The sequence below is a fragment of the Streptomyces sporangiiformans genome (assembly GCF_005768555.2).
GTDB classification, from domain to species: Bacteria; Actinomycetota; Actinomycetes; order Streptomycetales; family Streptomycetaceae; genus Streptomyces; species Streptomyces sporangiiformans.
Map to the genome: position 1 here is coordinate 43,141 of NZ_VCHX02000131.1, position 11,948 is coordinate 55,088.

Consider the following 11,948-nt stretch of genomic DNA (forward strand, 5'->3'; position numbering starts at 1 on the left):
CGGGGCGGAAACAACCGGGGGTCACCCCTCGCGCAGCTCCGCCCCCGCGAACTCCCGCATCCCGTCCGCGAACCCGACCTCCGGTTTCCACCCCAGGTCGGTCCGCAGCCGCGACGAGTCCGCCGTGATGTGCCGTACGTCCCCCAGACGGTACTCCCCGGTGATCAAGGGCTCAGGGCCGCCGTACGCCGCGGCCAGCGCCCGCGCCATCTCGCCGACCGTGTGCGGCTCGCCGCTGCCGGTGTTGAACGCGGCGAGCGCGCCCCCGGCCGTATCCGCCTCCAGTGCCACGACGTTGGCTGCCGCGACGTCCCGTACGTGCACGAAGTCCCGCCGCTGCCGCCCGTCCTCGAAGACGCGCGGGGCCTCGCCGCGCGCGAGCGCGGACCTGAAGAAGGAGGCGACCCCGGCGTACGGGGTGTCGCGCGGCATGCCCGGCCCGTACACGTTGTGGTAGCGCAACGACACGGCCGACCCACTGGTGGACCGTGCCCACGCGGCCGCCAGGTGTTCCTGGGCGAGCTTGGTCGTCGCGTACACGTTCCGCGGATCGACCGGGGCGTCCTCGCCCACCAGCCCGGGGAACAACTCCTCCCCGCACACCGGGCACCCGGGCTCGAACCGCCCCGCGGCCAGGTCGTCGGCGGCCCGCGGCCCGGGCCGCACCACCCTGTGGCGCGGACACTCGTACCGCCCCTCTCCGTACACGACCATCGACCCGGCGAGCACGAGCCGCCGCACCCCCGCGTCGGCCATGGCAGTGAGCAGCACGGCGGTGCCGAGGTCGTTGCACGACACGTAGTCGGCGGCGTCCGCGAAGCCCGTCCCCAGCCCGACCATCGCCGCCTGGTGGGACACGGCGTCCACTCCGGTGAGGGCGCGCGCGACCGCCTCCCGGTCCCGGACGTCCGCGCCCGTGTCCTCGCGCACGTCGAATACGACGGGCTCGTGACCGCGCGCCCTCAGCGCCTCGACCACATGGGACCCGATGAACCCGGCACCGCCGGTGACCAGTACACGCATGCGCCGACCCTAGGTCCGCGGCCGCGCCGCATCGCAGGACCGCGCCCGTCACGTCATGGGTTCGTAAGACGGCGTGCCGGTGCGTCGAACGAGGGCAAACGGCCGGCGGCGCGAGACCCTGCCGTTGACTCCGGCCGGCCGCGCACCCCGCGGCCTGACGTGTGAAGGAGCCTGCCATGGCGACCCCGCCCACCACGCCCACCGACGACACGTACCGCTTCGACGACCTGCGCGCCCTCTTCATCAACTGCACGCTCAAGCCGTCACCGCAGCTCAGCCATACCCAGGGGCTGTTGGACAAGAGCCGCGCCATCATGGACGCGCGCGGCGTCGCCACGGACGTGGTGCGGGCCGTGGACCATGACATCGCGCCGGGCGTCTACCCGGACATGACCGAGCACGGTTTCGCCACCGACGCCTGGCCGGCGCTGTACGAGCAGGTGATGGCCGCGGACATCCTCGTACTCGTCGGGCCGATCTGGCTGGGTGACAACAGTTCGGTCATGAAGCAGGTCGTCGAACGGCTCTACGGCTGCTCGGGCATTCTCAACTCCCAAGGGCAGTACGCCTATTACGGAAAGGCCGGCGGCTGTCTCATCACCGGCAACGAGGACGGCGTGAAGCACTGCGCCATGAACATCCTCTACAGCCTCCAGCACCTGGGCTACACGATCCCGCCGCAGGCGGACGCGGGCTGGATCGGCCCGGCGGGACCCGGTCCCTCGTATCTCGACCCGGGCTCGGGCGGCCCCGAGAACGACTTCACCAACCGCAACACCAGCTTCATGACCTGGAACCTGATGCACCTGGCGGCCATGCTCAAGCGCGCGGGCGGCATCCCTGCCCACGGCAACCAACGCTCCGAATGGGAAGCCGGCTGCAGCCCCGACGCGGCGAACCCGGACCACCGCTGAGAGACCGCCGAGAGGTGGCCGTCCGACGGATCCTGATGCGTGCTGTCGGGCAGATCGTGCGTAGGCACTGTCCACCATGGACGGGTGGACAGTGCCTACGCACGCGGTGTCCCTATGCGGTGGTGTGGTAAACGGCGATCTCCGTCATCGTCGGCGTGTACTGCTCCGTCGCGATCTGTCCGGTCAGCGCCACCCGGAGCCGGGAGGTCGTGACGTTTCCGAAGCCGGTCACGGTGAGGTCGTGCCCGATGCCGGTGTCGCGGCTCGCGAAGGTCACCCATCGGCCGGTTCCGGTGTCCCATCGCTGCAGTTCGAACGACTGCACCCGCGGGCTGGTGCCCGAGTCGGTGTACTCGTCCAGGTAGACCTCGTCGAAGGTGGTGTCCGCGCCGAAGTCGATGTCGAGCGTGATCGGGTAGGTCGCGTCATCGGCCGCGGCCCAGCGGGTCGTGAGGTCGCCGTCGGTCAACTTGTCCGCGGTGAGCGTTCCGTTCGCCCCCGGGTGGGTCGAGCTCGCGGTGACCGGTTTGCCGAGCGCGAGGTCGACCCGGTTGTCCGCCTCCTCCTCGATGGGGTCGTCGTCGACCGGGTTGGTGACCTGCGTACCGACCCGCTTCTCGGCGATGCCCATTTCCGGTGCGTCGCCGTAGTAGATGTGTGTGCCGAGGAAGTCCTTGGTGCCCAGGTGCGGGTTGTACCGGCCGGCGTCGATGAGCGGTGAGTCGTCTCGCAGCGCGAAGTGCGCCGCGGCCTTCCGGATCCGGTCCACGCCCGCCCCGGTGACGTACTTCGCCGGGTCACCGACGAACCGCGGGTCGGCCCGCAGCCCCTTCGGGTCGGCCGGTTCCTGGCTGGAGTGGGTGCCGCCGGCCTCGTAGTAGTCGTTGTTCGAGAACACGGCCTGCCGCAGGGCGCCGGTCCGGCGGTACCACGGCGTCTCAGTCGTCTTCGAGGTGTTGTAGAAGATGTTGTTCAGGAAGTAGACGCGGCTCAGGAACGTCTCGTCGTGGACGTAGTCGAGATCCGCGCCGTCGTAGACGAACGTGTTGTTCGTGAAATACGTCGGCGAGTAGTTCGTCGACAGCATGTTCTTCACGAGCACACCGTTGTCGTTGACGCTCAGGTTGTAGCGGGCCACCGAGTTGGCGCTGTTGCCCATATAGGCCATCCAGCCCGCCGCGTTGTCGTGCGAGTAGTTGAACTGGTACGTGACATTGAAGTTCGTGTACTCGAGGTCCCACGGGGTGCCGTCGTACTCGTTGTTCGGGCCGCCGTAGACCTCGTTGAACTGCATGACCGAGTCGGCGCCGGCCCACAGATAGAGCCCGCAGGACACCGCGTCGTAGCGCTTCAGATACCCGTTGACCTCGTTGTACTCGACCTTCATGTTCTTGGTGTTGGCGAGCTGGATCGCACCCTGGCCGATGTTCTCGGCGTAGTTGTGGCCGATGTAGACGTCGCGGCTGTACAGGTCGCGGGTGCGCACCCACAACTGTTCCCAGCCCTCGTGCCACTTCCCGTTCTCGTCGTACTGGCCGGAGGCCGCGTCGCGGTCGTAGAACCAGTTGAACGCGAACTGGATGGCGTGCAGTTCAACGTTCTCGAAGGTGTTGTTCTCGATCCGGACGTCCTTGAAGTAGTAGCCGCCGGTGCCGTAGTCCTTGTAGCCCTTGCTGCCGAAGACCTGGAAGTCGACGGCGCCGTAGTGGATCTTCTGCCAGTAGCTCGGGCCGTCGATGTTGTGGACGAACACGTCGGAGATGCGGAAGTGGTCCATGATGCTGTCCTCGCCGGCCTTCAGGAGGTCGGCGTTGATCGACACCATGATTCCGTCGCGGACATAGGTCCCCGCGGTGATGTTGGTCGCGAAGTCGTCGTCGTTGGACAGCTCGACGTTGTTGATGTCCCAGTACTGCTGATTGCGCAGCACGATGGCGCCGGTCATGCCGACGGTTTCGGGATTCTTCGTGCCGTCGGCGTTGAACGGGTTCGGCACTTTGCCGTTCGTCGCGATGTACGGCCGGCCGGCGCTCGGGTCGCCGTACACCGAGATGGTGATCGGCTTGCCCGCGCTGCCCGAGCCCTTCGGCCACAGCTGCTCGTCCTGCCACTCCTCACCGGCCTTGAGCAGGATGCGGTCGCCGGGCGCGAACGTCGTCGAGTTGGCCTTGGCGAGGGTGCGCCAGGCGGTCTTCGGTGAGGTCCCGGCCGCGTTGTCGCGACCCCTCGTGGCGTCGATGAAGTAGTCCGTGCCGCCGGTCATGTTCGGCGCGTTGCCCGGCCAGGACGGCGTGGTGGCGGCGGCGGTGGCGGGAGCGGGGTCCGGGGCCGCGGCGGCGTGCGCGGCGGGAACGAACGATCCGACGAGCACCGCGGCGAGCAGGGCGGTGAGGACCGCGCGGAGCGCCCGCGCAGGGGGCCACCGGAGCGTCGGCGCCGCCTCGTTGACGGGGGATGGTTCGGTATCGGCAGGTCTTGGGGGGACAGGTCTCACTGCTGCACATCCTCTGCGTTGATGGCGTCCACCGCCGAGGCGTTGATATCGATGTCGCTCGTGTCGACCCGGCGCTGGAGGTACTGGTTGAACTTCTCCTCGACGAGCGACTGCCGGATCCGCTGGGAGTAGTCGGCGAACGCCTTGTCCTCGTCGACGTTCTTGCCGTCGAGCTCGTAGTAGGTGATCTGGCCGGTGCCTGTGACGGGGGCGGAGATCCGGCCCGGTTTGAGCTTGCCGAGCACCGCCATGAGGTCCTGGTCGTGGGCGTTCAGCCCGGTGGAGCCACTGCCGTCGTACGTGCCGGTCGTGAGCTTGGCACCGGGTTCCCCCGCGGCGACGGCCTCGAGGTGCCCGGCGGCGGTCACCCGCCGCTGCAGGCGGGCGGCGTAGTCCGCGGAAGCGCCGGCGGGCACCGGCACGACGAGCTGCGAGTACCTGTACGTGGTCGCGTTGGCGCTCCAGTCGTCACGGTCGGCGTCGAACGCGCGCCGGACATCGGCGTCGGTGACCCGGAGCGGGTCGCCGGCGTCCGCGCTGAGCCGCTTCTTCAGGCTCGTGGTGAGCTCGGTGAGCCGGTGCGTGTAGTACTCCTCGGGGGAGAACCGCGCGACGCCGTAGACGGTCCGGCCCGCGGCGATGGCCTTGGCACGGGACTCGTTCTCCTCGGCCAGCTCGGCGAGGAAGTCCGCGTGGTCCACGGAGTCGATGAGCCCGTGCTCCTTCGCGAGGACGAGCGTGGTCTTGTCCCGCCAGATCTCGTCGAGCGCACGGGTCTTGAGCCGCTGCAGCGCGGTCTTGTCGCCGGCCTTCGCGTTCCAGTCGGTCGCGCCCCGCAGGTGGTACTTGTTGCGCAGCTCGTTCTGCACGGTCGGCGCGAGCCGCCGCATGTGGAAGAGCAGTTCGTCGCGGGTCACGGGGTGTCCGTCGAGGGAGGCCACCTCGGCCTCGCTGGTGCGATGGCTGACCATCGTCACTCCGGTGACCACCAGCGCGGCGAGGGCGACGCACACACCGGTGAACCAGACGACTGCCCGGCGCGACGGCCTGCGGGAGGTGCCCGGCCCGCCAGAGGTGTTCGGCCCGCGCGAGCTGCTTGCCTTGCGCGGAGTTCCCGGCTTGCGTGAGGTCCCCGGCTTACGCATGGTGCCCGGCTTACGCGTGGTGCCTTGCTTGCGTGAGGTGCCCGGCCTGGGCAGGGTGCCCTTCATGAGGCCGCCCCTATCGCGGCCACCTGGGCGACGACGGGCGTGTCCCGGGCCTGCGTCACCTCGGCCAGTACGGTGTCGACCTCGGCCGGCGGGAACGTCAGGATGCGCTGGTAGCCCACCGCGTTCGCCTCGGCGAGCGTCGTCCAGCGGCCGTCCCGACGGCCCCGGACGATGACGTGCTCGATGCGCTGACCCTGCGTGATGTCCTCGCCCAGGACGACCGCCTCGACCGGGCGGGGCCCGGCGAAGGCGAGGGTCACGGCGGGCAGCGGGTCCGTGTCGTCCGGCCGCCACGGCGTGCGCCCTCTGCCGGGCCACGCGGTCGCGACGTCGCCCGGTGTACCGGACGAGACCGTCGCGGTCGCCTCGATCCGCCGCGCCCGGAAGTCCTCGATGCGCCGCCCGAGTTGATCGAGGACCGCCACATCGGTGTCCCGTATACGCCCGTCCCGGGCCGGCGGGACGTTGAGCAGGAAGCAGGAGTTGCCGCCGACGGCACGCAGGTAGATGGTGAACAGCTCGTCCACGGAGCGGACTTCGGCGTCCTCGGCCGCGTGGTGGAACCAGCCAGGGCGGATCGAGGTGTTGACCTCGGCCGGGTACCAGACCAGGTCGTCCTCGTGTCCGGCCAGCGCGGCGCGGCTGCCGAGGTCGCGGTCGTCGCTGCGTACGAGCCGGGCGAAGTCGCCGTCGTCCGCCTTCTGCGAGCGGTCCGCGGTCCGCTCGGCGTCCTGCAGGGCGCGCGGGACCACGCTCCACTCGTCGGGGCGGGTGTCGCCGGCCTCGTTGCCGCACCAGCGGACGTCGGGCCCGCACACACTGATCACCGCGTCCGGCTGCAACTCGCGGACCACCGCGTAGTACCGCTCCCAGTCGTACACCTGGACCTTGCCGTTCGGACCCTCGCCGTTGGCGCCGTCCAGCCACACGGAGAACACCGGTCCGTACCGGGTGAGCAGCTCGGTGAGCTGGGCGACGTAGAAGTCGTCGTACGCGGTCCCCGATCCGTACGACGCCTCGGTGCGGTCCCAGGGGGACAGGTAGATCCCGAACCGCAGGCCGTGCCGCCGGGCCGCGTCGGCGACCTCCGCGACCACGTCGCCCCGGCCGCCTCGCCACGGCGACGAGGCGACCGAGTAGGCCGTGACGTCGCTCGGCCACAGACAGAACCCGTCGTGGTGCTTGCAGGTGAGGATCACACCGGTCATCCCGGCGCTCTTGAGTGCCGCGACCCACTGGTCGGCGTCGAGCCCGGCCGGGTCGAAGGCGGCCGGGTCGTCGTGTCCCTCGCCCCACTCCCGGTCCGTCATCGTGTTCATGCCGAAGTGGATGAACCCGTAGAACTCCATTGCCTGCCAGGCGAGTTGGCGCTCGCTGGGCCGGACCGCGGCCAGCGCCCGCGCGGACCCCGCGGCCGCGGTCACCGGAACCGCCGGTTGTACGAGGCGAGCAGGGCCAGCAGCCCGGCCAGCGCGGCGAGCATGACCAGCAGGTTTCCCCACCCGACCGTCGTTCGCGCGGTGACGACGAGCGTGAGGCAGGCCGCCGCGACGAGCGTACGGGCGGTGACGAGCAGCGCCGTACGCGTCGATTCCTTCATGGGATTTCCTTCCGTCAGCCCTTCACTCCGCCGGATGCGATGCCCTCGATGAGCCGGCGCTGGATGAACGCGTAGAGGAGGAGGACGGGAACGATGACGATGACCATGCCGGCGTAGAGACGCCCGTAGTCGGCCGCCGCCTTCTGTGCGGTGAACAGGTTGAGCAGCCCGACCTGCAGCGTCTTGCCCTCGCCGGGGAGCAGGGTGAGCGCGATGATGAAGTCGTTCCAGTAGGCCAGGAAGTCGAACAGGATCACGGTGGTGACCGCCGGCCGCGCCATCGGCAGCATGACCTGGACCATGATCCGGAAGCGGGACGCCCCGTCGAGCGCGGCGGCCTCCTCGTACTCCACCGGTATCGACCGGAAGTACGCGGTGAGCAGGTAGATGGTGAACGGGATCGACGTGGCCGCGTAGACGAGTGACAGGACCGCGGGGTTGTCGATGAAGAACCCGCCGGGGAAGACGTCGATGAGCGCGCGGTCCCAGTCGACGAGCATGAGGAAGATCGGTACGACGATGTAGTTGACGTTGACGAAGAGCCCGGCCAGGAGCGCGATCTCCACGAGGCGGCGGCCGCGGAACTCGTACCGGGCGATGACGTAGGCCGCCGGCACGGAGACGGCCAGCACGAGCACCAGCCCGAGCACCGTGACGAACACCGAGGTCAGGAAGTACTGACCCATGTGCGCGGTGACGAACGCGTCGGCGTAGTTCTGGAGGTGCAGGCCCTTCGGCAGTGTCCAGGGGCTGCCGAAGAACTCGCTCTTCCCTTTGAGGGAGGCGAGCAGCACCCAGGCGACCGGCACCGCGATGGCGAGCGCGAGGGCGATGACAAGGGCGTAGGTGAGCGCACGGCCGGTCCGCGGCCGGTCGGCGCCGGGGCGGTCGGTGCCCGGGCGATCGGCGCGCGGGCGGGATGAGCTGATCATGGTCATGGTGTCCGTCCTCAGAACTGGAGGGGCTCGCGCCGCGTCGCCCGGCTCACCAGGAGCGACACGAGGAACGAGAACGCGAAGATGACGACACCGATGGCCATGCCGTAGCCGTACGACGAGTTCGTGTACGCCTGCTTGTACATGTAGTTCAGCAGGACGTCGGAGGAGCCGTCGGGCCCGCCGCCGGTCATCGCGCGGACAAGGACGAAGCTGAGGTTCACGGCGCTCATGACGAAGAACGTCAGCGTGGTGCGCAGGCTCTGCCAGATGAGCGGCAGCGTGATGGCGAAGAACTGCCGGGTGGCACAGGCCCCGTCGAGCGCGCTCGCCTCGTAGAGCTCCTCCGGGATGCTCGACATGCCCGCCATGTAGAGGACCATGTAGTAGCCCAGCGACTGCCAGACCATCGCGATGGCGACGGAGTAGAGCACGAGCTTCTGGTTGCCGAGCCAGACCTGTTGCAGGCCGTCGAGGGAGAGCAGCCGGAGCGTGCCGTTGAGCAGACCGTTCTTCTGGTCGTACACGGCGGAGAAGATGGCCGCGATCACGACCACCGAGAGCACGTTGGGGATGTAGAGGACGAACCGGTAGAGGTTCCGCCCGCGCAGCCGTTGCCGGGTCATGATCGCGGCGAGGAACAGGCCCAGGCCCATCGTCACCACGGTCACCACGACCAGGAGCGCGACCGTGTTCTGGAACGCGCGCACGAACTGCTCGTCGTCGAGGAGATGGCGGAAGTTGTCGAGCCCCACGAAGCGCTTGTCGGGGGAGAACCCGCCCCAGGTGTAGAGGGACGTCCGGAACACGTTCACGGTCGGGATCACCATGAACACCGCGAAGAGGACCAGCGCGGGCAGCAGGCAGGCGAGCACGAAGCCGGTGTTGCCGCGCCGGTGGGCCGGGGACCGGGCGCCGCGCCGGGAACTCCCGTCGGGCGGCGCCTGTTCGGAGGTGCGGTTCGTCGAGCCTGGGGGTGGGGTGGAGAGCGTCGTCACCGTGCCGGTCCTTGGGTCGCTCGAGGAAGTCGAGGGTGCGCGTGAGGGGTTCCGGGGTGCAGGCGCCGGCGGCGGTCCGGGCACGCCGGGCCGCCGCCGGGCACGTCAGTCGCCCGCCTGGCGCAGCTTCTCGCTGGCACCGTTCAGCGCGGCCTGCCACTTGTCCTCAGTGGTGTCGCCGCTGATGATGCTGTTGGCGGTGTCGAAGAGGGTGGCCTTGATGTCGACGCCCTGGACGGGCGCGGTGCTCGCGAACCCGCCGACGACCGGGGCGACCGACGGGTCCTCGTACACCTTGTAGAACTCGGCGTTCTCCCCGGACAGGCTGCTCGCGATGCCCTCGATCGGCTGGATCGCGTTCGACTTGGCGAAGATCTTCGCCGCCTTGTCGGAGTACAGGTAGGCGATGAAGTCCTTTGCCGCGTCCTTGTGTTCGGCGGCGCTGGGTATCCAGACCGACTCGACCGACGTCGTGATGTAGCGCTTGCTGCCCGCGGTGACCGCCGGCAGCGGTGTCAGACCCCACTTGAAGCCCTTTGCGCGGGGAGCGTCCGCCATCTCTCCGACGATCCAGGTGCCGTTCGGCATGAACAGCGCCTTGTTGTCGAGGATCAGCTGCTGGTTCTTGGTGAAGTCCTGCTCGTTGGCGTATCCGACGGTGGCCGGCGCGGCGTAGCCCAGCAGCTTGGTGGTGATGTCGAGCGCCTTGCGGGCGTCCGCCGTCTTCCAGACGTCCTTCTTGTACGTCATGACGTCTTTGTAGAACTGCTCCCCGCCGACGTCGGCGAGGAGCGCGAAGAAGAACGAGTCGAGGTACCCGGCGGTCGGGTAGGTGAACAGCGGTATGCCCTGCTTCTTGGCCGTGTCGCCGAGCGCGAACATCTCGTCCCAGGTGCCCGGGACCTTCCAGCCCTTCTGCTCCAACAGGCCCTGGTTGTAGAAGAGTCCGGTCGGCGCGTAGTACATCGGCATGAGGTACGTCTTGTCCGTGCGGTACGGGTTCGTGTTGAGGTTGCCGACGATGCCCTCGGTGAGCTTGTCCCCCACGGTCTTGTCCTCGCCGGGGACCTTCTCCTTCAGCACCGGAGTGAGGTCCTCCAGGGCCTTGTCCTTGATGAGGGTCTCGGTGAGGGCGGCCTTACGGCCCTGGCCGAGCACCACGACGTCCGGGTACTTTCCCGCCTTCATGTTCGGGGTGATCTCGTCTTCGATGCTCTTCGAGATCTGCAACTGCACGTCGATGTCGGGGTGCGAGGCCTCGTACTGCTTGACGACCTGCGTGTACATGTCCCGGCCGTAGCCGCCTTCGAGGGCGGCGACCTTGAGGGTCGTCTTGCCGGAGTCCGAGCCACCCCCGCCGGCCGAGCAGCCGGCGAGCAGTCCGAGCACCGTGACCGCGGCGCCCGTGAGGACGAGCGATCTCCTCATTTGGGGTCCTTCCCGTGGACAGTTGCCCACCTGACTGCGAGCGGAGGAACAAGTCCCGGGGGGCGGCCCCATCGTCAGGCCACGCCGCCGTGACGCCGCGCCAACGCACCGAGATCTGGATCACGCGGTGATCCGGACTTGTTACGATGGCACCGATAACATGAAGGCTTACGGTGGCACTGATCACATGAAGGCGCAAGAGGCCCACGAGCGCATTTCAGCGTGATCTTGCGAGGAACCCTTCGGCGGAGCGGGGCGCACCCCGCCACCGAAGGGCTGACACGAGGTTCAGCGAGAGCGCGGCGGCGCAGTGGAGGCGCGTACCGACAGTGACGCGGTGGCGACGGATTCGTCGACGTCCGCCTCGTCGCCCTGCAGCAGCAGGGCGACGGCCGCCTGGCCGTAGCGGTAGAAGTCCTGCCGGACGGTCGTCAGCGGCGGAGAGCAGTAGGCCGCCAGGGCGATGTCGTCGACGCTCACGATGGACACGTCGTCGGGCACCGACCGGCCGCGCTCGTGCAGGGCGCGGATCACTCCGAAGGCCATCTCGTCGCTGGCGGCGAAGACCGCGGTCACCTCCGGGATCATCGCGATGATCTGCCCTTGCCGCTTTCCCGAGTCGGGCGACCAGTCGCCCTCGAGGGGCGGCGGCGCCTCGATGCCGGCCGCGGCCAGGCACTCCTGCCAGCCCTGCCGCCGCTGGCGCGCCTCGATCCACTCGTCAGGGCCGGAGATGTGCCAGACCTGCCTGTGGCCCAGGTCAAGCAGGTGCTGCGTGGCGACACGGCCCGCCTCCTGCTGGTCGATCCCGAGCACCCGGGCGCCCGCCGTCCGTGAGCCGTCGAGGGTGACGGTCGGGATGTCGCGGGTGATGTCCTCCATCTTCCGCGTCACCGAGATGAGCGGCACGGCGATGACGAAGCCGTCGACGCCCTGGTCGGCGAGCTTGGACAGGGACCGCTCCATCAGGCCCGTGTCGAGCGCGGCGATGGTCGCGATGCTCACCGCGTACCCGGCCTCACCGGCGGCCGCCTCGACACCGGCGGTCACCGCCGAGCGCGAGTAGTACCCCCCGGACGCCAGCAGTACGAGGCCGATGGTGTGGCTGCGCCCGGAGGACAGCGCCCTTGCTGCGCTGTTGAACCGGTAGCCGACCTGTTCCACGGCGGCGAGCACACGCCTCCTGGTCTCGGGGTTGACGTTCGGCGAGCCGCGCAGCGCGCGCGAGACGGTCTGCGCCGACACCCCGGCGGTCCGGGCCACGTCAGCCATGCTCGGCTGCCTCAGCCTCGCGGTGCCCTCGGTCATGGCGCTCCTCTCCCGCGGCCGGCCGCGACATCGTCAT

Annotated in this window: 10 protein-coding genes; 1 reads left to right on the forward strand and 9 read right to left on the reverse strand. The window is 69.0% G+C overall.

The window, feature by feature from the left end; translation table 11 throughout:
* Nucleotides 1-21 precede the first annotated feature (21 nt).
* A complete protein-coding gene (locus FGD71_RS19080; protein WP_119101665.1) occupies nucleotides 22-1,023 on the reverse strand; it encodes an NAD-dependent epimerase/dehydratase family protein in 1,002 nt (333 codons plus the stop codon).
* Nucleotides 1,024-1,199: 176 nt separating this feature from the next.
* On the opposite strand from FGD71_RS19080, the gene FGD71_RS19085 reads away from it, so the two are divergent.
* A complete protein-coding gene (locus FGD71_RS19085) occupies nucleotides 1,200-1,937 on the forward strand; it encodes a flavodoxin family protein (RefSeq protein ID WP_119101666.1) in 738 nt (245 codons plus the stop codon).
* A gap of 112 nt (nucleotides 1,938-2,049) precedes the next feature.
* On the opposite strand, the gene FGD71_RS19090 is transcribed toward FGD71_RS19085, so the two are convergent.
* The 8 genes from FGD71_RS19090 to FGD71_RS19125 all read right to left on the reverse strand — a co-directional run bounded on the left by FGD71_RS19090 (nucleotide 2,050) and on the right by FGD71_RS19125 (nucleotide 11,911).
* Nucleotides 2,050-4,431, reverse strand: coding sequence for a discoidin domain-containing protein (locus FGD71_RS19090; protein ID WP_140935915.1), 2,382 nt, complete (start codon nucleotides 4,429-4,431; stop codon nucleotides 2,050-2,052).
* Nucleotides 4,428-5,576 carry a peptidyl-prolyl cis-trans isomerase gene (locus FGD71_RS19095; protein ID WP_162931171.1) on the reverse strand — a complete coding sequence of 383 codons (1,149 nt, stop codon included), beginning with the start codon at nucleotides 5,574-5,576 and terminating at the stop codon, nucleotides 4,428-4,430. The genes FGD71_RS19090 and FGD71_RS19095 overlap by 4 nt, the downstream gene beginning before the upstream one ends.
* A gap of 62 nt (nucleotides 5,577-5,638) precedes the next feature.
* Entirely contained in the window at nucleotides 5,639-7,066 is a 1,428-nt protein-coding gene (locus tag FGD71_RS19100) for an alpha-L-fucosidase (protein ID WP_205571135.1), read from the reverse strand.
* A complete protein-coding gene (locus FGD71_RS19105) occupies nucleotides 7,063-7,242 on the reverse strand; it encodes a DUF6903 family protein (protein WP_119101669.1) in 180 nt (59 codons plus the stop codon). Before FGD71_RS19105 ends, FGD71_RS19100 begins: the two co-directional genes overlap by 4 nt.
* A 14-nt stretch (nucleotides 7,243-7,256) precedes the next feature.
* On the reverse strand, nucleotides 7,257-8,180 hold the full coding sequence (locus FGD71_RS19110) for a carbohydrate ABC transporter permease (RefSeq protein ID WP_205571136.1): 924 nt from the start codon (nucleotides 8,178-8,180) through the stop codon (nucleotides 7,257-7,259).
* 11 nt (nucleotides 8,181-8,191) lie between these two features.
* Entirely contained in the window at nucleotides 8,192-9,175 is a 984-nt protein-coding gene (locus tag FGD71_RS19115; RefSeq protein WP_205571137.1) for a carbohydrate ABC transporter permease, read from the reverse strand.
* A 105-nt stretch (nucleotides 9,176-9,280) separates the two neighbouring features.
* Entirely contained in the window at nucleotides 9,281-10,603 is a 1,323-nt protein-coding gene (locus FGD71_RS19120; RefSeq protein ID WP_119101670.1) for a carbohydrate ABC transporter substrate-binding protein, read from the reverse strand.
* Between the two features lie 288 nt (nucleotides 10,604-10,891).
* Nucleotides 10,892-11,911, reverse strand: coding sequence for a LacI family DNA-binding transcriptional regulator (locus tag FGD71_RS19125; protein WP_119101671.1), 1,020 nt, complete (start codon nucleotides 11,909-11,911; stop codon nucleotides 10,892-10,894).
* Between the last annotated feature and the right edge of the window lie 37 nt (nucleotides 11,912-11,948).